30 protein-coding genes are annotated in these 21,340 nt (G+C 63.6%); 3 read left to right on the top strand and 27 right to left on the bottom strand.

Features of this window, described 5'->3' with window-relative positions:
* Positions 1 to 567 precede the first annotated feature (567 nt).
* The gene (locus tag FFS68_RS01545) at positions 568 to 2,832 is read left to right on the top strand and encodes an NADP-dependent malic enzyme (RefSeq protein WP_137751531.1); all 2,265 of its coding nucleotides are present in this window, start codon (positions 568 to 570) and stop codon (positions 2,830 to 2,832) included.
* Positions 2,833 to 2,990: 158 nt separating this feature from the next.
* Here the strand turns inward: FFS68_RS01545 and bamE are convergent, their stop codons facing one another.
* Positions 2,991 to 3,476, bottom strand: coding sequence for an outer membrane protein assembly factor BamE (gene bamE, locus FFS68_RS01540; protein ID WP_137751530.1), 486 nt, complete (start codon positions 3,474 to 3,476; stop codon positions 2,991 to 2,993).
* 183 nt (positions 3,477 to 3,659) lie between these two features.
* On the opposite strand from bamE, the gene FFS68_RS01535 reads away from it, so the two are divergent.
* Complete coding sequence (locus FFS68_RS01535; protein WP_137751529.1) at positions 3,660 to 4,190, top strand: ubiquinol-cytochrome C chaperone family protein; 531 nt, start codon at positions 3,660 to 3,662, stop codon at positions 4,188 to 4,190.
* Entirely contained in the window at positions 4,187 to 4,717 is a 531-nt protein-coding gene (locus FFS68_RS01530) for a DUF177 domain-containing protein (protein WP_137751528.1), read from the top strand. Before FFS68_RS01535 ends, FFS68_RS01530 begins: the two co-directional genes overlap by 4 nt.
* Before the next feature lie 94 nt (positions 4,718 to 4,811).
* On the opposite strand, the gene FFS68_RS01525 is transcribed toward FFS68_RS01530, so the two are convergent.
* From FFS68_RS01525 to fusA, 26 genes are all read right to left on the bottom strand, one after another.
* Positions 4,812 to 5,504: a hypothetical protein gene (locus tag FFS68_RS01525; protein ID WP_137751527.1), complete on the bottom strand. Its 693-nt coding sequence runs from the start codon at positions 5,502 to 5,504 to the stop codon at positions 4,812 to 4,814.
* A 47-nt stretch (positions 5,505 to 5,551) separates the two neighbouring features.
* A complete protein-coding gene (locus tag FFS68_RS01520) occupies positions 5,552 to 6,211 on the bottom strand; it encodes an adenylate kinase (protein ID WP_171003695.1) in 660 nt (219 codons plus the stop codon).
* Positions 6,212 to 6,271: 60 nt separating this feature from the next.
* Positions 6,272 to 7,645 carry a preprotein translocase subunit SecY gene (secY, locus tag FFS68_RS01515; protein WP_137751526.1) on the bottom strand — a complete coding sequence of 458 codons (1,374 nt, stop codon included), beginning with the start codon at positions 7,643 to 7,645 and terminating at the stop codon, positions 6,272 to 6,274.
* 141 nt (positions 7,646 to 7,786) lie between these two features.
* Positions 7,787 to 8,314 carry a 50S ribosomal protein L15 gene (rplO, locus tag FFS68_RS01510; protein WP_137751525.1) on the bottom strand — a complete coding sequence of 176 codons (528 nt, stop codon included), beginning with the start codon at positions 8,312 to 8,314 and terminating at the stop codon, positions 7,787 to 7,789.
* A 55-nt stretch (positions 8,315 to 8,369) separates the two neighbouring features.
* Positions 8,370 to 8,555 (bottom strand): 50S ribosomal protein L30, encoded by a 186-nt coding sequence (gene rpmD, locus FFS68_RS01505; RefSeq protein ID WP_137751524.1) that lies wholly within the window; start codon positions 8,553 to 8,555, stop codon positions 8,370 to 8,372.
* 4 nt (positions 8,556 to 8,559) lie between these two features.
* Positions 8,560 to 9,270 (bottom strand): 30S ribosomal protein S5, encoded by a 711-nt coding sequence (gene rpsE, locus FFS68_RS01500; protein ID WP_137751523.1) that lies wholly within the window; start codon positions 9,268 to 9,270, stop codon positions 8,560 to 8,562.
* Between the two features lie 2 nt (positions 9,271 to 9,272).
* Positions 9,273 to 9,626, bottom strand: coding sequence for a 50S ribosomal protein L18 (rplR, locus tag FFS68_RS01495; protein WP_120217705.1), 354 nt, complete (start codon positions 9,624 to 9,626; stop codon positions 9,273 to 9,275).
* Between the two features lie 3 nt (positions 9,627 to 9,629).
* Positions 9,630 to 10,163: a 50S ribosomal protein L6 gene (rplF, locus tag FFS68_RS01490; protein ID WP_137751522.1), complete on the bottom strand. Its 534-nt coding sequence runs from the start codon at positions 10,161 to 10,163 to the stop codon at positions 9,630 to 9,632.
* Entirely contained in the window at positions 10,163 to 10,567 is a 405-nt protein-coding gene (rpsH, locus tag FFS68_RS01485) for a 30S ribosomal protein S8 (protein ID WP_137751521.1), read from the bottom strand. Before rpsH ends, rplF begins: the two co-directional genes overlap by 1 nt.
* A gap of 12 nt (positions 10,568 to 10,579) precedes the next feature.
* On the bottom strand, positions 10,580 to 10,885 hold the full coding sequence (gene rpsN, locus FFS68_RS01480; protein WP_088439825.1) for a 30S ribosomal protein S14: 306 nt from the start codon (positions 10,883 to 10,885) through the stop codon (positions 10,580 to 10,582).
* 50 nt (positions 10,886 to 10,935) lie between these two features.
* Positions 10,936 to 11,514: a 50S ribosomal protein L5 gene (rplE, locus tag FFS68_RS01475; protein ID WP_137751520.1), complete on the bottom strand. Its 579-nt coding sequence runs from the start codon at positions 11,512 to 11,514 to the stop codon at positions 10,936 to 10,938.
* Entirely contained in the window at positions 11,507 to 11,827 is a 321-nt protein-coding gene (rplX, locus tag FFS68_RS01470) for a 50S ribosomal protein L24 (RefSeq protein ID WP_137751519.1), read from the bottom strand. Before rplX ends, rplE begins: the two co-directional genes overlap by 8 nt.
* A gap of 2 nt (positions 11,828 to 11,829) precedes the next feature.
* Positions 11,830 to 12,198, bottom strand: coding sequence for a 50S ribosomal protein L14 (gene rplN, locus FFS68_RS01465; protein ID WP_088439828.1), 369 nt, complete (start codon positions 12,196 to 12,198; stop codon positions 11,830 to 11,832).
* A 59-nt stretch (positions 12,199 to 12,257) separates the two neighbouring features.
* On the bottom strand, positions 12,258 to 12,539 hold the full coding sequence (rpsQ, locus tag FFS68_RS01460) for a 30S ribosomal protein S17 (RefSeq protein WP_137751518.1): 282 nt from the start codon (positions 12,537 to 12,539) through the stop codon (positions 12,258 to 12,260).
* An 11-nt stretch (positions 12,540 to 12,550) separates the two neighbouring features.
* Complete coding sequence (rpmC, locus tag FFS68_RS01455) at positions 12,551 to 12,754, bottom strand: 50S ribosomal protein L29 (protein ID WP_039578281.1); 204 nt, start codon at positions 12,752 to 12,754, stop codon at positions 12,551 to 12,553.
* A gap of 5 nt (positions 12,755 to 12,759) precedes the next feature.
* Positions 12,760 to 13,191 (bottom strand): 50S ribosomal protein L16, encoded by a 432-nt coding sequence (rplP, locus tag FFS68_RS01450; protein ID WP_137751517.1) that lies wholly within the window; start codon positions 13,189 to 13,191, stop codon positions 12,760 to 12,762.
* Positions 13,192 to 13,202: 11 nt separating this feature from the next.
* Positions 13,203 to 13,910, bottom strand: coding sequence for a 30S ribosomal protein S3 (gene rpsC / locus FFS68_RS01445; RefSeq protein WP_137751516.1), 708 nt, complete (start codon positions 13,908 to 13,910; stop codon positions 13,203 to 13,205).
* A 1-nt stretch (position 13,911) separates the two neighbouring features.
* Positions 13,912 to 14,292, bottom strand: coding sequence for a 50S ribosomal protein L22 (gene rplV / locus FFS68_RS01440; RefSeq protein ID WP_088439838.1), 381 nt, complete (start codon positions 14,290 to 14,292; stop codon positions 13,912 to 13,914).
* A complete protein-coding gene (gene rpsS, locus FFS68_RS01435) occupies positions 14,292 to 14,567 on the bottom strand; it encodes a 30S ribosomal protein S19 (protein ID WP_037556370.1) in 276 nt (91 codons plus the stop codon). The genes rplV and rpsS overlap by 1 nt, the downstream gene beginning before the upstream one ends.
* 3 nt (positions 14,568 to 14,570) lie before the next feature.
* Positions 14,571 to 15,422: a 50S ribosomal protein L2 gene (rplB, locus tag FFS68_RS01430; RefSeq protein WP_137751515.1), complete on the bottom strand. Its 852-nt coding sequence runs from the start codon at positions 15,420 to 15,422 to the stop codon at positions 14,571 to 14,573.
* A gap of 21 nt (positions 15,423 to 15,443) precedes the next feature.
* A complete protein-coding gene (locus tag FFS68_RS01425; protein ID WP_137751514.1) occupies positions 15,444 to 15,752 on the bottom strand; it encodes a 50S ribosomal protein L23 in 309 nt (102 codons plus the stop codon).
* Complete coding sequence (gene rplD / locus FFS68_RS01420; RefSeq protein WP_137751513.1) at positions 15,745 to 16,371, bottom strand: 50S ribosomal protein L4; 627 nt, start codon at positions 16,369 to 16,371, stop codon at positions 15,745 to 15,747. Before rplD ends, FFS68_RS01425 begins: the two co-directional genes overlap by 8 nt.
* A 2-nt stretch (positions 16,372 to 16,373) precedes the next feature.
* Positions 16,374 to 17,150 (bottom strand): 50S ribosomal protein L3, encoded by a 777-nt coding sequence (gene rplC / locus FFS68_RS01415; RefSeq protein ID WP_137751512.1) that lies wholly within the window; start codon positions 17,148 to 17,150, stop codon positions 16,374 to 16,376.
* Between the two features lie 298 nt (positions 17,151 to 17,448).
* Positions 17,449 to 17,760: a 30S ribosomal protein S10 gene (gene rpsJ / locus FFS68_RS01410; RefSeq protein WP_011543089.1), complete on the bottom strand. Its 312-nt coding sequence runs from the start codon at positions 17,758 to 17,760 to the stop codon at positions 17,449 to 17,451.
* A 149-nt stretch (positions 17,761 to 17,909) separates the two neighbouring features.
* Positions 17,910 to 19,100: an elongation factor Tu gene (tuf, locus tag FFS68_RS01405; RefSeq protein ID WP_137751511.1), complete on the bottom strand. Its 1,191-nt coding sequence runs from the start codon at positions 19,098 to 19,100 to the stop codon at positions 17,910 to 17,912.
* A gap of 160 nt (positions 19,101 to 19,260) precedes the next feature.
* Positions 19,261 to 21,333, bottom strand: coding sequence for an elongation factor G (gene fusA, locus FFS68_RS01400; RefSeq protein ID WP_137751510.1), 2,073 nt, complete (start codon positions 21,331 to 21,333; stop codon positions 19,261 to 19,263).
* Between the last annotated feature and the right edge of the window lie 7 nt (positions 21,334 to 21,340).

Genomic DNA, 21,340 nt, shown 5'->3' with positions numbered 1-21,340 from the left:
GGGCATCGGACCCTGCTTAGTGATTGGGGGCGGCATGGCAAGGCGGGGTTGAGCGGTATCGGTTTTGGGGTGGCGAGCAGCCATTGCCGTCTTCGGTTATCCCGGGCCGGTGCCGCGATCCGGTCGGCGCGTGGATCGGGCCATCATGCCAAAGTTCAGGAAAGTTCAGCCTAGTGCAGCGCCCGATTTGTCGTGTTGGGCGGACAGAGGACGGCTGGCACTTGGCCGCATCCGGAATCGGGGCGGTGACCGCTTTTGCCTGTAAATTGAAACAGCTGACACGAAGGCTGGCATAGCGGAATAATGTAGGACAGCGTATTTTTGAGCGACGGATGGCCGCTTTGGGGTGGGGAGCGGCCCTACACCCTCCTCGTCATTCCCGCGAAAGCGGGAATGACGAAGGGAAGAGAGAGCGTCCACAACCGGTCGCAAGCGGCCATCCTGCTGGCCACCTTCAAAAGGCGCGCGCAACACACTTTACGATCGAGGCGGGGTTACAATCGGCGCCTGCGACGTTAGGGAAAGGGCTCGGGCGCGCGTCTGATGAGTTTGGATAGGGGATAGATGATGGACAGCGGCAGCAAGGTGCAGTTTTCGGACCGCGAGGCTCTGCTTTATCACGAATATGGCCGGCCCGGCAAAATCGAGATCGTCGCGTCGAAGCCGATGGCGACCCAGCGTGACCTGTCACTTGCCTATTCGCCCGGCGTCGCCGTCCCGGTGCTGGCGATCGCCGAAGATCCGGCGAAAGCCTATGATTATACGATCAAGGGCAATCTGGTCGCGGTGATTTCGAACGGCACCGCGATCCTGGGCCTGGGCAATCTGGGCGCGCTCGCCTCGAAGCCGGTGATGGAAGGCAAGGCGGTGCTGTTCAAGCGCTTTGCCGACGTCGATTCGATCGACCTGGAAGTCGATACCGAAGACCCGCAGCGCTTTATCGAGGCGGTCGAACTGCTCGAACCGAGTTTCGGCGGGATCAATCTGGAAGACATTGCGGCGCCCAATTGTTTCATCATCGAAGCGGCGCTGAAGGAAAAGATGAACATCCCGGTGTTCCATGACGACCAGCATGGCACCGCGATCATCACCGCCGCCGGACTGATCAACGCCTGCTACCTGACCGGGCGCGACCTCGCGACGGTGAAGGTTGTCGTCAACGGCGCCGGCGCCGCGGCGATCGCCTGTACCTCGCTGATCAAATCGATGGGCGTGGCCCATGAAAATGTCATCATGTGCGACCGCAAAGGCACCATTTATCAGGGCCGCCTGGAGGGCATGGACCAGTGGAAGTCGGCGCATGCGGTGCCGACCGAAGCGCGCGACCTGACCGAGGCACTCGTCGGTGCCGACGTGTTCCTGGGCCTGTCGGCGGCGGGCGCGTTGAAGCCCGAAATGGTCAAGGACATGGCGCCCGCGCCGATCATCTTTGCAATGGCGAATCCCGATCCCGAAATATCGCCCCCCGATGCGCGCGCCGCGCGGCCCGACGCGATCATCGCGACCGGGCGGTCGGATTTTCCGAACCAGGTCAACAATGTCCTGTGCTTCCCCTTCATCTTTCGCGGCGCACTCGACGTGCGCGCGACCGCGATCAACGAGGAAATGAAGATCGCCGCCGCCTATGCCATCGCCGACCTGGCGCGCCAGCAGGTGCCCGAGGAGGTCGCCGCCGCCTATGGCGGGCGCGCATCGAGCTTTGGCCCCGAATATATCATCCCCTCGCCCTTTGACCCGCGGCTGATGGAAATCGTCCCCGCCGCGGTGGCCAAGGCGGCGATGGAAACCGGCGTCGCGCAAAAACCGATCGCCGACCTCGACGCCTATCGCACCTCCTTGCGCGCGCGGCTCAACCCGACGACGTCGGTGCTGACGCTGGCGTATGAAGCGGCGCGCGCCAATCCCAAGCGGGTGGTGTTTGCCGAGGGCGAGGAAGAGGTGGTGCTGCGCGCGGCGATCCAGTTCCGCGACGGCGGCTATGGCACCCCGGTGCTGGTCGGGCGCGAAGGGCTGCGCGACAAGCTGAAGGACATGGGGGTCGCCGATCCCGAAAATTACGAGGTCCACAACAGCGTCAATTCGCCGCATGTGCCGCAGATGGTCGAGATCCTGTACGAGCGGCTCCAGCGTCGCGGTTACCTGCGCCGCGATGTCGAACGGATGGTCAACCGCGACCGCAACATCTTTGGCTCGCTGATGCTCAAGCTGGGGCTAGGCGACGCGATGATCACCGGGGTCACCCGCACCTATTCGCAGACGATGCGCGAAGTGCGCCGGGTGATCGACCATGCCGAGGGCAAGACGCCGTTCGGCATCCATGTGCTGGTCGGCCAGCATCAAACCATCTTTATGTCCGACACCACGGTCAACGAGCGGCCGACCGCCGAAATGCTCGCCGATATTGCCGAACGCACCGCGCAGGTCGCGCGGCGCATGGGCCACGAACCGCGCGTCGCGTTCCTGTCCTATTCGACCTTTGGCAATCCGCCGGGCAGCTGGCTCGACAATATCCGCGATGCGGTGGCGCTCCTCGACCAGCGCAAGCCGGGGTTCGAATATGAAGGCGAAATGGCGCCCGACGTCGCGCTGAATGAAAAGGTGATGGCGAAATATCCGTTCTGCCGCCTGTCGGGACCGGCGAATGTGCTGGTCATGCCCGGGCTGCAATCGGCGAATCTGTCGGCGAAGCTGATGCGCGAGCTGGGCGGCGGCGCGGTGATCGGCCCGATGCTGGTCGGCATGGAACATCCGGTGCAGGTCGCGACAATGGCGTCGCCGGCGTCGGATCTGGTGACGCTGGCGGTGCTCGCCGCGGGCGGCATCGCGCAGTAGAATCCTTAATCCTCCCTGTGGCGAAGCCATGGGGAGGTGGCAGCGCGAAGTGCTGACGGAGGGGCTTTGGCGCTGACGTCGCCGCCCCTCCACCACTCGCCTGCGGCGAGCGGTCCCCCTCCCCATCGCTGCGCGACAGGGAGGATTAAGTCGCAGGCTTACTGGCCGCTGGGAGCGCCCGCACCCGGGGCGCCGACGGCGCCGATGTTGCCGAAGATGTCCTCGAAGAAGCTGCGCTCGCGGCCCAGCGTCGGGGTCTTGTCGCCTTCGGGGCTGATCTTGCTCACCAGTTCCAGCCCAGTGCGATCAACCGCCGCGACATTGCCCGCGGCATCGAAGCGGACGCGCAGTACCTGTTGGTCGACCGGACGCGGCTTGGCAAAGGCGAGCTGGCGCGTTTCGCGCGAGACATAATAATATTCATTGTCGCTGAACTGACCGACAAAGGTCGGGCGGCCGAGCGTCTTTTCGACCGATTCGCGGTTGTCGACGCCGGGGGTGATCGCGCTGGTCAGCAACGGATCGACGACATAGCCCTGCCGACCCTTGAGCTGCGCACAGCCGCTGACAGTGAGCGCGACGGCAAGCCCGAGGACGATCAGGCGCGCGCGCGGAGCGGCAGACGAAAAGTTGATATTCGGCATCTATAATCTCCGTTGCGCCTGTCGCGGCCTCACTCGGCGCTCGGCGCTCGCTCTCGCGCCTCTTAACCGCAAGCGGACATGGCGCACAAGCCGCTTGTGGCGCGGCAAAGCTTGCCACAAGCTGACCAGCGCAGCGCGTCGCCCCCCCTTTTCCGCGGCACCGATTGCGCCTAAGCGGTGGACATGTTCTCGCTTCGTAACCTCTTCCGCTCGCAGCCCGACCCGCGCGAAGCCCGCCGCCCGCTGTGGAACGCCGTCGTCGCGACCGCCCGCGCTCCGCACTGGTATGCCGATGGCGGCGTCCCCGACACGCTCGACGGCCGCTTTGATATGGTGAGCCTGGTGCTGGCGCTCGTCCTGCACCGGATCGACGACGACCCGGCCGCGGGGCGCGCCGGGGTCGAACTGACCGAATTGTTCGTCAATGATATGGACGGCCAGATGCGCCAGATCGGTTTTGGCGACATGGTCGTCGGCAAACAGATCGGGCGGATGGTCGGCGCGCTCGGCGGGCGGCTCGGCGTCTATCGCGCCGCCGACGGCTCGGACGAACTGCGCGCCGCGCTGGTGCGCAACCTGTGGCGCGGCAACGAACCGGACGCCGCCGGGCTGGCGCATGTGATGGCCGAGGTCGGCAAGTTGCGCGCGGCGCTGGCGGCGATGCCGGTGCCGGTCCTCGTCACCGCCGATCGGCTGGCAGGAGCCGCGGTTTGAGCACCGCACCCGAATTTTCGCTCGTCCTGACCGTATCGGATGCGGCGCAGGGCCGCGACATTGCGATCGAGGCCGACGCTGAGGCGCGCGCACGGATCGCCAAACGGCTCGGCCTGATCGCCGTCGACCGCTTTACCTTGACCGCCGAGGTCCGCGCCGTGGCGGGGGGTATCGGGGTGAAGGGCGCGGTGCAGGCCGAGCTGGTCCAGCCGTGCGCCGCAACCGGCCTGCCCGTCCCGGCAACGCTGGCCGAACCGTTCGACCTGCGCTTCCTGCGCGATGTCGATGCCCCGGTCGACGCCGACGAAGAGATCGAGATCAGCAGCGAGGATTGCGACCTGCTGCCGCTCGACGGCGACCGGATCGATCTGGGTGAGGCGGCGGTGCAGACGCTGTCGCTGGCGCTCGATCCGTTTCCGCGCCACCCCGACGCCGCCCGCGTCCTGGCCGAAAAGGGCGTGCTGAGCGAAGACGCCGCCGGGCCGTTCGCGGCGCTGGCAAAGCTGCGCGGGACGCCCGAGGCGTAACCGTCCTGCTGCTCCTGAACCGTGGCCCTGGACCTGTCGAAGGGCGCTTTTCCGTTGAGCGCCCTTCGACAGGCTCAGGGCTACGGTGATTGGCTTAGCGGCTTTCGGGCTCGGCCTTTGGCGCGGCTTCGACCAGATCGGCGACCGCCGCGTCGAGCCCCGGTTCTTCCTTTGCGGGCGGCGCTTCTGGCACCGACCTTTCGGCCGCCTCCGCCGCCGCTTTTTCGTCGCGCGTCGGCGGCAATGCCCCGCCAAGCGCATTGGCGAGGCCGAGCAATTGTTCGCCGATCACCTTGTCGACCGCGGGCGCGATGTCGGCGACCTTGAAGCGCATATAGCCGCCGACGACATAGTCGAAGCGCAGCGCGCTGCCGGTCGGGGTGGCCTTGATCTGGATGGTCAGCGTGCCGTTCAGCGCTTCGCCCTGCAGCGGCCCGAAAGCGCCCGACAGGCGCAGCATCTGCCCCGGCTTGGAGAACAGCACCCGCGCGTGCTGGACGCTGCCGACCCCCGATCCGGTATCGGGCAATTTTTCGCAGAAACAGCCGCCAGCCTGCGAATCGAGCCAGAAATTCGCGCCATCGCCCGACCAGCTATGCTCTTTCGACCACCAGTTTTGCGGCATACGGAGCATTTTCCACACGTCGGCGGGGGTTGCGGTGACCTGCGCGGTGTGCGCGACGGTGAAACCGGCCTCGCTCTGATCGACCACCTTGGCGGTCGCGACGGGCGCAAAAGCCAGCGCCGCGATCATCGCAGCACCTGTGAAATATCCGGAAATTGCCATGAGCCTGCTCCCCCTCGCACCTCAATAACCGGCGCCGGGGAAGCTGGCTAGCCAGCAGGTGCGAGAACGGCTTCGATCGCGTCGTTGACTTCGTCGATCGGCGCCATGCCATCGACGCGGGTGACGATGCCGCGCGCGTCGTAGATCGGCAGGATCGGCGCGGTCTTGGCGCGATATTCGGCCATGCGGGTGCGCACCGTTTCCTCGTTATCGTCGGGACGGCGTTTGAAGTCGTGGCCGCCGCACTGGTCGCAGGTGTCCGCGACCTTCGGCAGCTTGTAGCGGTCGTGATAGCCCGCGCCGCAATTGCCGCACGAAAAGCGCCCGGTGATCCGATCGACCAGCGCATCTTCCTCGACCAGCAGTTCGATGACATGGTCGAGCTTGCGGCCGCGGTCGCTGAGGATCGTATCGAGCGCATCGGCCTGCGCCGCGGTGCGCGGATAGCCGTCGAAGATCACCGATGTCTCGGCGCCAAGCTGGTCGAGCCGTTCGCCGATCAGGCCCGAGACGATGTCGTCCGACACCAGCTCGCCCGCGTCCATCACCGCCTTTGCCTGCACCCCGATCGGCGTGCCCGCCTTGACCGCGGCGCGCAGCATGTCGCCGGTCGACAGCTGGACCATGCCATGCTCGTCTTCCAGACGCACCGCCTGCGTTCCCTTGCCCGCCCCCGGCGGACCCAGCAAAATGATGTTCAGCGTCATGGAAGCCCCTGTTGCCTGCCCGTTGCCTAACCCTCGGCGCTAGTTGCCGTAGCTTGGCGTTTAGCGCCGCGCAACGCCGCCCTTCAATTTGGCCTTTTTGATCAGGTCGCCATATTGATGCGCCAGCATGTGGCTCTGGATCTGGCTGATCGTATCGATCGTCACGTTGACGATGATCAGCAGGCTGGTGCCGCCGAGCGCAAAGGGCAGCCCCGACTGGGCGATGAAATATTCGGGGATCAGACAGATCGCCGCCAGATAGGCCGCACCCAGCACGGTGATGCGCGTCAGCACATGGTCGAGATAGGCAGCGGTGTTCTTGCCGGGGCGGATGCCGGGGATGAACCCGTTCTGGCGCTTCAGATTGTCGGCGGTTTCCTCGGGATTGAAGACGACGGCGACGTAAAAGAAGCAGAAGAAGATGATGCCGAACGCATAAAGCGCCATGTAGAGCGGCTGGCCATGCGCCAGATACTGGTTGAGCGAGATCAGGAAATCGCTGGTCGCGGTGTCGCCCTGGACATTGTTGCCCATCATCTGGGTGATGGTCAGCGGCATCAGCAGCAGCGACGAGGCAAAGATCGGCGGAATCACGCCCGCGGTGTTCACCTTCAACGGCAAATGGCTGCGGTCGGCCTGCATCCCGCCGCGCTGGGTCGCGCGCTTGGGATATTGCACCAGCACGCGGCGCTGCGCGCGTTCCATGAACGCGATGAAGGCAATGACGATGATCGCGCCGGCGAACACGGCGATCACCGTGCCGCCGCCCATCGACCCTTCGCGGACCTGGGTGAACATCTGGGCAAAGCTGCGCGGCAGCTGGGCCAGAATGCCCGCCATGATGATCAGCGATACGCCGTTACCGATACCGCGAGCGGTGATCTGTTCACCCAGCCACATCAGGAACAGGGTGCCGCCGACGATGCTGATCACGGCGCCAATGCGGAACATCATGCCGGGATCGACGACCGCGGCAATGCCCTGGCTCGCGCCCAGCGTTTCAAGCCCGACGGCAATGAAATAGCCCTGGATCGCGGTCAGAAAAACGGTGCCGTAGCGGGTATATTGGTTGAGCTTCTTGCGTCCGCTTTCGCCCTCTTTCTTGAGCGCGGCGAGGCTGGGCGACAAGGCGGCGGCCAGCTGCACGACGATCGACGCGGTGATATAGGGCATGACGCCGAGCGCGATGATGCTCATGCGCTCCAGGCTGCCGCCCGAGAAGGTGTTGAAAATGTCGAGGACGCCGCCCGAGGCGGCCTGGCTGTACAGCGTCGACAGCGCAACCGGATCAACGCCGGGCAGCGGCACGAACGACAGGAAACGAAAGACGATCAGCGCGCCGATCGTGAACCAGATGCGGTTCTTGAGTTCGGTCGCTTTGCCGAATTTCGAGAAGTTCAGGTTGGAAGCAAGCTGATCGGCGCGAGAGGCCATGGGTATTTTCCTCGGGTTCCGGACCGCGCCCCCCGCGACCCGGCGCCTATGTGCGTTCGGAGGTCACGAAGCGCAAGGGGAAAGGCCCGATTCAAATGCGTCGGGGGCGGAGCGGCCCGATGCCGTCCGCCCCCAAGTGCATTAGTTCTTCTTGGCGGCCGCGGCAGCCTTGCGCGTGGCTTTCTTGCCTTCGCCCTCAGGCTTGGCTTCGGGCAGTTCGACCTTGCCGCCAGCCTTTTCGACCGCTTCGATCGCGCCCTTTGACGCGCCGGCGACGGCGAAGTTCAGCTTCGAGGTCAGCTCACCCTTGGCGAGGAGGCGGACGCCATCCTTGCCGCCGCGGGCCAGGCCAACCGCCTTGAGCGCGGCGTGATCGATCACCGCCTTGGCGTCGAGCTTTTTCGCGTCGACCAGTTTCTGGACCATGCCCAGATTGACGATCGCAAAATCCTTGGCGAAAATATTGTTGAAGCCGCGCTTCGGGATCCGCATGTGGAGCGGCATCTGGCCGCCTTCAAAGCCGTTGATCGCAACGCCGCTACGGGCCTTCTGGCCCTTTTGGCCGCGGCCGGCGGTCTTGCCCTTGCCCGAACCGATGCCGCGTCCGACGCGCATCCGGCCCTTGCGGGCGCCCTTGTTGTCACGAAGTTCGTTCAGTTTGATCGTCATTGTGCACTCGCTTTCGCTTTTGTCGCGCGGATAGGATTGGGTCGGTCGCGGAGGGTTAACCCTCGATGACTTCGACCATGTGCGGCAGCTTGCGGATCATGCCGCGCACTTCGGGGGTGTCGACCAGTTCGACCTCGCGGTGCATCTTGCCCAGGCCGAGGCCGGTCAGGATGGCGCGCTGGCTGCTCGGCCGACGGATCGGCGAGCCGATCTGGCGAATCTTGATCTTCTTGTCAGCCATGATCTTACTCCGTCACCGCCGCGGCTTCGGCTTCGGCTGCGCGGTCGGATGCACCGCCGCGCTTGATCAGATCCGACACCTTCTTGCCGCGACGCTGCGCGACCGACTTGGGGCTGGTCTGTTCGCCGAGCGCCTCAAAGGTCGCGCGGATCATGTTATAGGGGTTCGAGGTGCCGTTCGATTTGGTCACCACATCAGCAACGCCGAGCGATTCGAACACGGCGCGCATCGGGCCACCGGCGATGATGCCGGTCCCGGCGGGCGCCGAGCGGACGGTGACCAGACCAGCACCGAAATGGCCGAGGCCATCATGGTGCAGGGTACGGCCATCGCGCAGCGGCACGCGGATCATCGACTTCTTGGCAGCCGCCGTCGCCTTTGAAATGGCTTCGGGCACTTCGCGCGCCTTGCCATGACCAAAGCCCGCACGGCCCTTGCCATCGCCGACGACGACGAGCGCTGCGAAACCAAAGCGCTTGCCGCCCTTCACGGTTTTCGACACGCGGTTGATATGGACGAGCTTTTCGATCAGCTCTTCGCCGCCGTCATCGCCCTGCGAACGACGATCGTCGCGGCGGCCACGGCCACCGTCACGACCGCCACGGTTGCCGTCACGGCCGCCAGCGCCGCCGCCACGGCCGCGGCGCGGAGCCTGACCGTCGGTGGTGGGGGCTGCTTCGGGAGCGCCTTCGACGTTCTGTACTTCGTCTGCCATGATTAGAACTCCAATCCGCCTTCGCGAGCCGCGTCGGCCAGCGCCTTGATGCGCCCGTGGAACAGGAAACCGCCGCGGTCGAACACGACCTGCGTCACACCCGCCTTTTTGGCGGCAGCGGCGAGGCGCTTGCCAACGTCGGCAGCCGCCGCGGTGGTCGCGCCGGTCTTGCCGCGGACATCCTTGTCCAGCGTCGAAGCCGCAGCCAGCGTCTGGCCGGCGGCATCATCGATAAGCTGGGCATAGATATGCCGGCCCGAACGGTGCACCGACAGGCGCGCGCGCCCACCGGCCCGCTTGCGGAGGGCAGTACGAACGCGCTGACGGCGTTTTTCGAATGGGGTAAGATGTGCCATGGCTTACTTCTTCTTGCCTTCTTTGCGGAAGATGTACTCGCCGCGATATTTGATGCCCTTGCCCTTATAGGGCTCCGGCTTGCGCCAGCGGCGGATTTCGGCTGCAACCTGACCGACCTGCTGCTTGTCGATGCCGCTGATCTCGATCGTGGTGTTGTCGGGCGTCTTGATCTCGATGCCCTCGGGCACCGCGAAGTCGACATCGTGGCTGTAGCCGAGCTGCAGCTTCAGATTTTTGCCCTGCGAGTTGGCACGATAGCCCACACCGGTGATTTCGAGCACCTTGGTAAAGCCCTCGGTGACGCCGGTGATCAGGTTCTGCACCAAAGTGCGCTGCATGCCCCAAAAGGCGCGAGCTTCGCGGCTGTCATTCGCCGGCTGCACCGAAATGCTGCCATCGCCGACTTCATATTTGATATTGTCGGACAGCGGCATCGCGAGCGTGCCCTTCGGCCCCTTGATCGACAGCTGACCGCCGTCGATCGCGGCGGTGACGCCGCTGGGGATTTCGACTGCTTTTTTACCAATGCGTGACATCAGAACACCTCCGCCAGCACTTCGCCGCCGACATTATGCTCGCGAGCCTCGGCGTCCGACAGGACACCGCGCGGGGTCGACACGATGGTGATGCCCAGGCCGTTGCGCACGATCGGCAGGTCTTTCGACCCCGAATAGATGCGGCGGCCCGGCTTCGAAACGCGCGCCACATGGCGGATCGCCGGCTGCCCTTCGAAATATTTCAGCTCGATACGGATGCCCTTGTGCTCGCCCTTGGCACCCAGCGCTTCTTCGCTGTAGCCGCGGATATAGCCTTCGCGCTGCAGCACGTCGAGAACACGAACGCGCAGCGTCGAAGCCGGCGTCAGGACGCTGTCCTTCTTCGCCGTCTGGCCGTTGCGGATGCGGGTGAGCATATCACCCAAAGGATCGGTCATTGCCATCTTGTCTGTCCCTTACCAGCTCGACTTAACAACACCGGGGATCAGGCCCTTGTTGGCCAGATCGCGGAGTTGAATACGGCACAGCCGGAATTTGCGATAATAAGCGCGCGGGCGCCCCGTCAGCTCGCACCGGTTACGGATGCGGGTCGGGTTACCATTGCGCGGGATTTCCGCCATCTTGAGGCGCGCGATCAGACGCTCGCCCTCGTCGAGAGAGGTGTCCGCTGCAATCGCCTTCAGCTTCGCATAACGGCCGGCATATTTCTTCACCAGCTGCTTGCGACGCTCATTTTTGTTCGTCGAACTCAGTTTCGCCATGACTTAAGTTCTCTTTCCTTCTTGAAAGAGCCACTCTGATCCGAAAGGACTCAGGCGGCTGCCTTTTCTTCGGCTTCGATCGGGAAGGGGAAGCCGAACAGCTTGAGCAGTTCGCGGGCTTCGTCATCCGTGCGCGCCGTGGTGGTCACGATCACATCCATGCCGCGCACCTGGTCGATGCGGTCATAGTTGATTTCGGGGAAGATGATCTGCTCTTTCAGGCCCATGGCGTAATTGCCACGGCCGTCGAAGCTGGTCGCCGACACGCCGCGAAAGTCGCGGATGCGCGGCATGGCGATGGTGATCAAGCGGTCGAGAAATTCATACATGCGTTCGCGGCGCAAGGTGACCTTGCAACCGATCGGCATGCCTTCGCGCAGCTTGAACTGGGCGATCGACTTCTTGGCCTTGGTCACGACAGGCTTCTGGCCGGCGATCAGCTCCATTTCAGCAGCTGCCGATTCGACCTTCTTCTTGTCCTGCGTGGCTTCACCGACGCCCATGTTGAGCACGATCTTTTCGATCTTCGGCACTTCCATCGCATTTTTATAACCGAATTTCTCGGTCATCGCCTTGACGATCACATCGTCATAGCGGGTGCGCATGCGCGGGGTATAATTGTCACCCATTGATGGTCTCCCCGGACTTCACGGCCACGCGGACCTTCTTGCCGTCCTTGGTTTCGAAACGCACGCGGGTCGGCTTGCCCGACTTGGGGTCGGCAACCGCGACCTTGCTCGCGTGCAGCGGCGCTTCCTTGCGTTCCAGACCGCCCTGCGGGTTGGTCTGGCTCGGCTTGCGGTGCCGCGTGATGATGTTGACGCCCGCGACCACAACCTTGCCGTCTTTCGGCAGGCTCTGCGTCACTTCGCCGGTCTTGCCCTTGTCCTTGCCGGACAGGATGACAACCGTGTCGCCCTTCTTGATCTTGGCCATACCCATGGTCAGAGAACCTCCGGTGCCAGGCTGATGATCTTCATATAGCCGCGGCCGCGCAGTTCGCGGACCACCGGGCCAAAGATACGGGTGCCGATCGGCTCTTCGTTCTTGTTGACGAGCACGGCGGCGTTGGTGTCGAACCGGATCACCGAGCCATCGGCGCGGCGCACATCCTTGCGGGTGCGGACGATGACGGCGCGATGCACGTCACCCTTTTTGACCTTGCCGCGCGGCTGCGCTTCCTTGATCGACACGACGATGACGTCGCCAACGCCGGCAACGCGGCGCTTCGACCCGCCCAGCACCTTGATGCACTGGACGCGCTTGGCACCGCTGTTGTCAGCGACTTCCAATTGTGACTGCATCTGAATCATCGATGCATTTCCTTCTATTGTGGCCTACCGGGCAACCCCGGCGGTTCCGTGAACTGGTGTCAGCCTTCGGCCGCGGCGGGAGCAGCCGAAGCCGGCTTGCTGTGAGTGTCGACCTTGTCGAGCACCTTCCACGTCTTGAGCTTCGAAATCGGCTTCGTTTCCTCGATGCGGACGGTTTCGCCGGCCTTGATGGCGTTGTCCTCATCATGGGCGTGATACTTTTTCGAACGGCGGATGATCTTGCCGTACAGAGGGTGCTTCACCTTCCGCTCGACTTTCACCACGACGGTCTTGTCGCCCTTGTCGGACACCACCGTACCGGTCAGAATGCGCTTCGGCATCGATAGTCTCCTTACTTCGCGGCCGAGCGCGTGCGCTCGGTCTGCTGCGTCTTGATGCGGGCGATCGAACGCCGGACTTCCTTGACGCGCGATGCTTTTTCAAGCTGGCCGGTGGCCGCCTGGAAGCGGAGGTTGAACGCCTCACGCTTCAGTTCGCCAAGCTGTTCGGCGAGCTGGTCGTCGGTCTTGGCCTTGAAATCTTCGGTCTTGGACATGGCCCTTAACCCTCCAGATGCGAGGTGTCGCCGAGACGGGCGATCACCTTCGTCTTGATCGGCAGCTTCATCGCCGCACGTTCGAATGCCAGCGCGGCCACGGGGCCGGGAACGCCGTCGAGTTCAAACAGGATACGGCCCGGCTTGACGCGCGCAGCCCAATATTCGGGAGCGCCCTTGCCCTTACCCATGCGGACTTCGGCCGGCTTCGACGACACGGGGACGTCGGGGAAGATGCGAATCCACAAACGGCCCTGGCGCTTGATCGCGCGGCTGATCGCACGGCGTGCCGCTTCGATCTGGCGCGCGGTGATGCGCTCGGGTTCCATCGCCTTCAGCCCGTAGGAGCCGAAGTTCAGGCTGGTGCCACCCTTGGCATTGCCATGGATGCGGCCTTTGAAAGCCTTGCGGAACTTGGTTTTTTTCGGTTGCAGCATGTCAGCAGTCCTTAGCGGCGATCTTCACGAGCCGGACGGACGCCGGTCGTCTGTGCGTCGAGCATCAAACGGTCGGTCGCCATCGGATCGTGGCCGAGAATCTCGCCCTTGAAGATCCACACCTTGATCCCGCACACGCCATAGGCGGTGTGCGCGGTCGATTCGGCATAGTCGACATTGGCGCGCAGCGTGTGCAGCGGCACCCGGCCCTCGCGGTACCATTCGGTACGCGCGATTTCCGCGCCGCCCAGACGGCCGGCGCAGTTGATACGGATGCCTTCGGCGCCCAGACGCATCGCCGACTGAACCGCGCGCTTCATGGCGCGGCGGAACGCGACGCGACGTTCGAGCTGGTCGGCAATGCCCTGGCCGACGAGCTTGGCGTCAACCTCGGGCTTGCGGATTTCGACGATGTTCAGCGACACGTCGCTGCCCGTCAGCGCGCCCAGCTGCTTGCGCAGCTTTTCGATGTCGGCGCCCTTCTTGCCGATGATGACGCCCGGACGGGCGGCATAGATCGACACGCGGCACAGTTTCGCCGGGCGTTCGATCACGACCTTCGAGATCGCGGCCTGCGGCAGGTTCTTGAACACATATTGGCGGATCTTCAGATCCTCGACCAGCATGCGGCCATAATCCTGGCCTTCGGCGAACCAGCGGCTGTCCCAGGTGCGGTTGACCTGCAGGCGCAGGCCGATCGGATTGCTCTTCTGGCCCATCTTACGCCTCTTCTTCCTGTTCGCGCACGACAATGCGGATGCGGCTGAACGGCTTGACGATCCGGGTCGACTTGCCGCGGCCGCGTGCGTGCCAGCGCTTCATCGAGATCGACTTGCCGACGCTTGCTTCCTGGATGACCAGCGCATCAACGTCGAGGTTGTGGTTGTTTTCCGCGTTGGCGACGGCGCTGGCGAGAACCTTGCGCACGTCAACAGCCATCGCCTTCTTCGAGAAGGTGAGGATGTTCATCGCGTCTTCGACCTTGCGACCGCGGATCAGCGCGGCAACGAGGTTCAGCTTCTGCGCCGAACCGCGAATCTGCGTGCCGACCGAGAGCGCCTCGTTATCGGCAACGCGGCGGGGGGACTTTTCCTTGCCCATTAGCGTTTGCCCTTCTTGTCAGCAGCGTGACCGGGGAAGAAGCGCGTCGGCGCAAATTCACCCAGCTTCATGCCGACCATGTCTTCATTCACCGACACCGGCACGAACTTGCGGCCGTTATAGACGTTGAAGGTCAGCCCCACGAACTGCGGCAGGATGGTGGACCGGCGCGACCAGGTTTTGATCGGGGCAGAGCTGCCACCGTCCTGGGCCGTTTCGGCTTTCTTGAGCAGATGGAGGTCCACGAAAGGACCCTTCCAGACCGAGCGAGCCATGGCTTACCTCTTCTTCTTCGCGTGACGCGACCGGATGATCATCTTGTCGGTCGACTTGTTATGGCGCGTGCGCGCACCCTTGGTCGGCTTGCCCCACGGGGTCACCGGGTGACGGCCGCCCGAGGTGCGGCCTTCGCCGCCGCCATGCGGGTGATCGACGGGGTTCTTGGCCACGCCGCGGGTCAGCGGACGCTTGCCCGCCCAGCGGCTACGGCCGGCCTTGGCGAGCGTCTGGTTGGTGTTGTCGGGGTTCGACACCGCACCCACCGTACCCATGCAATCGCCGCGGATATAACGCTGTTCGCCCGAACCGAGACGCACGATCACCAGACCGCGGTCACGACCGACGACTTGCGCGTAAGTGCCCGCCGAACGGGCGATCTGGCCACCCTTGCCCGGCTTCATCTCGATGTTGTGGACGATCGTGCCGACCGGCATCTGCGACAATTCCATCGCATTGCCCGGCTTCACGTCGGTCTTTTTGCCAGCGATGACCTTGTCACCAACCGCCAGACGCTGCGGCGCCAGGATATAGGCGACGCGATCCTTGCCGGCATCGTCCTTGCCATAGTTGACCAGCGCGATGAAGGCGGTGCGGTTGGGATCATATTCCAGCCGCTCGACGGTGCCTTCGACATCCCACAGGCGACGCTTGAAATCGACGATGCGATAACGCTGCTTGTGACCGCCGCCGATACCGCGCGAGGTGACATGACCCTTGTTGTTGCGGCCGCCGGTCTTGCTCTTGCCTTCGGTCAGCGCCTTGACGGGCTTGCCCTTCCACAGCGACGACCGATCGATCAGGATCAGGCCGCGTTGCGCGGGGCTGGTCGGATTATAGGACTTAAGTGCCATTTTCTTTGCCTTTCCCTACAATCAGACGCCGGTGGTGACGTCGATCGACTGGCCTTCGGCCAGACGAACAATCGCCTTCTTCACGTCGCTGCGGGTATAGGGCTTGCCCTTCCAGCGCTTGGTCTTGCCCTTGGTGATGAGCGTGTTGACGCCGATCACCTTGACATCGAACAGCGCCTCGACGGCAGCCTTGATGGCGGGCTTGGTCGCGTCGCTTGCGACCTTGAACACCACCGCGTTATTTTCGCTGAGCAGCGTCGACTTTTCGGTGATCACTGGAGCCAGGATCACGTCATAGTGACGCGCGTCGACTGTTTTTGCCTTAGCCATTGCAGCGTGCCTCCAGCTGTTCGACCGCCGCGCGGGTCAGGACCAGCGTGTCGGCACGGATGATGTCATAGACATTGGCACCGATCGCCGGCAGCGCATCGACCCCGATCAGATTGGCCGATGCCATCGCGAAGCTTTCATGCACCGCATCGCCATCGATGAAGAGGGCGCGATTGCCGAGGTCGAGCTTGCCGAGCGTGCCGGCGAGCGCCTTGGTCTTCGCGTCCTTGAGCTCGAGCGTGTCGATGACGACCAGCTTGCCGCCCTTCGCCTTGTCGCTCAGCGCCATCTTCAGGCCGAGGGTGCGGATCTTCTTGTTCAGCGAGTGGCCGAAGGTGCGCGCCCGGGGGCCATGCGCCTTACCACCGCCGATGAAGATCGGAGCAGCCCGATCGCCGTGACGCGCGGTACCGCCGCCCTTCTGGCGACCGAATTTCTTGCCGGTGCGCGACACATCGCTGCGTTCGCGCGCCGCTCGGGCCGGACCACGGCGCTTTTCAAGCTGCCATGCGACGACGCGGTGCAGGATGTCGGCGCGGGCGTCGACCCCGAACACATCGTCGTTCAGATCGATGTCGGTGCCGGCTTTGCCGTCGAGGGTTTGAACCTTGACCTTCATGATCAGGACTCCTGTGCGCCGTCGGTGGTGGCAGTGTCGACCACGGTTTCTTCAACCGGGGTTTCCACAGGCGCATCAGCCGGGGCTTCTTGATTGGCGTTCGCTGCGCTCTTGATGCCCGCCGGATAGGGGGCTTCAGGGTGGCGCGGCAGCTTGACCGCATCGCGGACCATCAGCCAGCCGCCCTTCGAGCCCGGGACCGAGCCCTTGACGAAGAGAAGGCCGCGCTCGACGTCGGTGCGGACGATTTCGAGATTCTGCTGGGTGCGATTGCGCGCGCCCATATGACCGGCCATCTTCTTGTTCTTGAAGACGCGGCCCGGATCCTGACGGTTACCGGTCGAACCATGGGCGCGGTGGCTGATCGAAACGCCGTGGGTGGCGCGCATACCGCCGAAACCCCAACGCTTCATCGCCCCGGCAAAGCCCTTGCCCTGGGTCACGCCCTGGATGTCGACGATCTGGCCGGCGACGAAATGGTCGGCCGACAGTTCAGCACCGACGTCGAGCGTCGCGTCGTCAGCGACGCGGAATTCGACGACCTTGGCCTTGAGCTCGACTTCGGCCTTGCCGAAAGCGCCGCGTTGCGGCTTCGCAACGTTCTTCGCCTTGGCCGATCCGGCACCCAGCTGGACGGCCACATAGCCGTCGCGTTCTTGTTCGCGCACAGAGATGACCTGACAGCCTTCGAGGCTCAGGACGGTGACGGGCACGTGGCGGCCGTCGTCCTGAAACAGGCGGGTCATCCCCATTTTCTTCGCGATCACGCCAGTCCGCATGATCATACTCCTCAACAGAGGCCGGGCGGACCATTCCGCACGGCGTGTGGGCGGCCATCAAGCAACGCTCGACGGCTACCCTCCCAGCCCGGAATTTCGATGGTCGCCCCGTCCGGGCTGAGGTGCCGCTTTCCCGAAGGAGGAGCGGCGAGACGGGGGACGCAGCCCGGTCGTTTATGCCTCCCGAGGGAAGCGACCGGCGGTATCCACCCTATCGTCGGTCCGGATCGCTCCGGACAATGCAGCCACCGAAGCGCCTGCCGATAGAGACCCCTGCTGGTGCAGAGGCTGCGCTGGCTTAGGCCAGCTTGATCTCAACGTTCACGCCCGCGGCAAGGTCGAGCTTCATCAGCGCATCGACCGTCTGCGGGGTCGGCTGCACGATGTCGAGCAGCCGCTTGTGGGTCCGGACCTCGAACTGCTCACGCGACTTTTTGTCGATGTGCGGGCCGCGGTTCACGGTGAATTTTTCAATGCGCGTCGGCAGCGGGATAGGGCCGCGAATGAGCGCGCCGGTGCGACGTGCCGTATCGGCGATGTCGGTGGTGGCCTGATCGAGCACGCGGTGATCAAAGGCCTTCAGGCGAATGCGAATATTCTGCGTTTCCATGACTGTTCCAGTCGAATCCCGTCTGACGATGCGAAAGAGCCGAAATGGCCTGTTCCGACCTCCACATGGAAGCCGGATCGGCCATCAAAAATCTTTAAGCTACGAGCCCGCCCGAATCGCTTCCGAATCGGGCGGCTCGCGGCCCTATATTACTTTGTGATCGTCGCCACAACCCCTGCGCCGACGGTACGACCGCCTTCGCGGATTGCGAAGCGCAGACCCGGGTCCATGGCGATCGGAGCGATCAGCTTGACCGACAGCTGGACGTTGTCGCCCGGCATCACCATTTCGGTGCCCTCGGGGAGAACGACCTCACCGGTGACGTCGGTGGTGCGGAAGTAGAACTGCGGACGATAGTTGGCAAAGAACGGCGTATGACGGCCGCCTTCGTCCTTCGACAGCACATAGACTTCCGAGGTGAATTCGGTGTGCGGCTTGATCGAGCCGGGCTTGCAGAGCACCTGGCCACGCTCGACTTCCTCACGGCCGACGCCGCGGATCAGCGCACCGACGTTATCGCCAGCCTGGCCCTGGTCGAGCAGCTTGCGGAACATTTCGACGCCGGTCACGACGGTCTTCTTGGTGTCCTTGATGCCGACGATTTCGACTTCTTCACCGACCTTGACGATACCGGTTTCGATACGGCCGGTGACGACGGTACCGCGACCCGAGATCGAGAACACGTCTTCGATCGGCATCAGGAAGGGCTTGTCGAGCGGACGCTCCGGCTGCGGGATCCACGCGTCAACGGCTTCCATCAGCTTCAGAATGGCTTCCTTGCCGATGTTGTCGTCGCGACCTTCGAGGGCGGCGAGCGCCGAACCCGGGATGATCGGAATATTGTCGCCGTCGAAGTCGCGCTTCGACAGTTCTTCGCGGATTTCGAGCTCGACGAGTTCGAGCAGCTCGGGATCGTCCAGCTGGTCGACCTTGTTGAGGAAGACGACCATGGTCGGCACGCCGACCTGCTTGGCGAGCAGGATGTGCTCCTTGGTCTGCGGCATCGGGCCGTCAGCGGCCGACACGACGAGGATCGCGCCGTCCATCTGGGCAGCACCGGTGATCATGTTCTTCACATAGTCGGCGTGGCCCGGGCAATCGACGTGCGCATAGTGGCGGGCAGCGGTTTCATATTCGACGTGCGCCGTCGAAATGGTGATGCCGCGCTCGCGCTCTTCGGGCGCCTTGTCGATGTTCGCGAAATCGACGGCGGTACCGCCGGTCGTTTCGGCGAGCACCTTGGTGATCGCTGCGGTCAGCGAGGTCTTGCCATGGTCAACGTGACCGATGGTGCCGATGTTGCAGTGCGGCTTGTTCCGCTCGAATTTTGCCTTGGCCATGATTTTACCCTTGTCCTTCGTCTGGCGTGTCTAAATGCTCAGAAATTGTTCACTCGGCGGAACCGCCTGTTGAAACAGGCGCCGCCCTTAGTCGGCTTTGCAGAAGAGGGCAAGCCCTGCGGGGTGAAAGCGGCCCGAAAGCCGCTCACCCCGCAAATGCTTACGCCATTTTGGCTTTCACCTCTTCGGCGACGTTCGTCGGCACTTCTTCATAATGCGAGAATTGCATCGAATAGTTGGCGCGTCCCTGGCTGAAGCTGCGCAGCTGGTTCACATAGCCGAACATGTTCGCCAGCGGCACCATCGCCTCGACGACCTGGGCGTTGCCCCGGCTGTCGGTGCCCTGGATCTGACCGCGGCGGCTGTTGAGATCGCCGATCACGTCGCCCATGAAATCTTCGGGCGTCGTCACTTCGACCTTCATCACCGGCTCGAGCAGCTTGATGCCGGCCTTTGCCGCCACCTCGCGCATCGCCGCACGGCCCGCGATTTCGAACGCCAGCGCCGACGAATCGACGTCGTGATACGCGCCGTCGGTCAGCTTGATTTCAAAATCGATGATCGGGAAGCCGATCATATGGCCGTTTTCGGCCGATTCGCGCATGCCCTTTTCCACCGAGGGGATATATTCGCGCGGGATGTTACCGCCCTTGATCTCGTCGCTGAACACGATGCCCGAACCGCGTTCGCCGGGAACCACAGTCACCTTGACGCGGCCGAACTGGCCCGAGCCACCCGACTGCTTCTTGTGGGTGTAATCGACGTCGACGGCCTTCGCGAGCGATTCGCGATACGCCACCTGCGGCGCACCGACATTCGCTTCGACCTTGAATTCGCGGCGCATGCGATCGACGAGGATGTCGAGGTGAAGCTCGCCCATGCCCTTGATGATCGTCTGGCCCGATTCATGATCGGTCGACACGCGGAACGAGGGATCCTCGGCAGCCAGACGGTTGAGCGCGATGCCCATGCGTTCCTGGTCGGCCTTGGTCTTGGGTTCCACCGACAGTTCGATGACCGGATCGGGGAAGACCATGCGTTCGAGGATGATCGGCGCGTTGGTCGCGCAGAGCGTATCCCCGGTCGTGGTTTCCTTGAGGCCCGCGAGCGCCACGATGTCGCCGGCAAAGGCTTCATCAATGTCTTCGCGGCTGTTCGCATGCATCAGCAGCATGCGGCCAACCTTTTCCTTCTTGTCCTTGACCGAGTTCAGATAGGTGCCCTTGGTCAGGGTGCCCGAATAGATGCGGGCAAAGGTCAGCGAGCCGACGAACGGATCGTTCATGATCTTGAACGCCAGCAGCGACAGCGGCGCGTCGTCTTCGGGCGGGCGCGAATCGGGGGTCTCGCCGTCGAGCTTCAGACCCTGGACGTCGGGAATGTCGAGCGGGCTCGGCATGTAATCGACGACCGCGTCGAGCAACGGCTGGACGCCCTTGTTCTTGAACGCCGAGCCGCAGCAGACGGGGACGAACGACTGGTTGAGCGTGCCCTTGCGGATCAGGCGCTTCAGCGTGTCGACGTCGGGTTCATCGCCGCCCAGATAGGCTTCCATGACATCATCGTCTTGCTCGACGGCCATTTCGATGAGGTTGGTGCGATATTCGGCGGCCTTGTCGGCGAGGTCGGCCGGAATGTCTTCATAGAAGAATTCGGCGCCCAGCGCTTCGTCCTTCCAGACGATGGCGCGGTTGTGGACGAGGTCGACGAGACCCTTGAGGTCGGCTTCGATCCCGATCGGGATGTAGAGCACCGCGGGGCGCGCGCCGAGGCGATCGATGATCGACTGGACGCAATATTCAAAGTTCGCGCCGGTGCGGTCGAGCTTGTTGATGAAGCACATGCGCGGCACGCCGTAACGGTCGGCCTGGCGCCACACCGTTTCCGACTGCGGTTCAACCCCGGCCACGCCGTCGAAGCACGCGACGGCACCATCGAGCACGCGCAGCGAGCGTTCGACTTCGATCGTGAAGTCGACGTGCCCGGGGGTGTCGATGATGTTGATGCGGTGATCGTTCCAGAAACAGGTGGTGGCAGCCGAGGTGATCGTGATCCCGCGCTCCTGCTCCTGCTCCATCCAGTCCATCGTCGCGGCGCCGTCATGGACTTCGCCGATCTTGTAGGACTTGCCGGTGTAATAAAGGATACGCTCGGTGGTCGTGGTCTTGCCGGCGTCGATGTGCGCCATGATACCGATGTTGCGATACATGCTGAGCGGATGGCTGCGTGCCATGGTCTTT

The sequence above is a fragment of the Sphingopyxis sp. L1A2A genome (genome assembly GCF_005502465.1).
Classification (GTDB): Bacteria; Pseudomonadota; Alphaproteobacteria; order Sphingomonadales; family Sphingomonadaceae; genus Sphingopyxis.
Note: the sequence above shows the minus strand (reverse complement) of the source record. Positions and strands in the feature narration are given on the sequence as shown.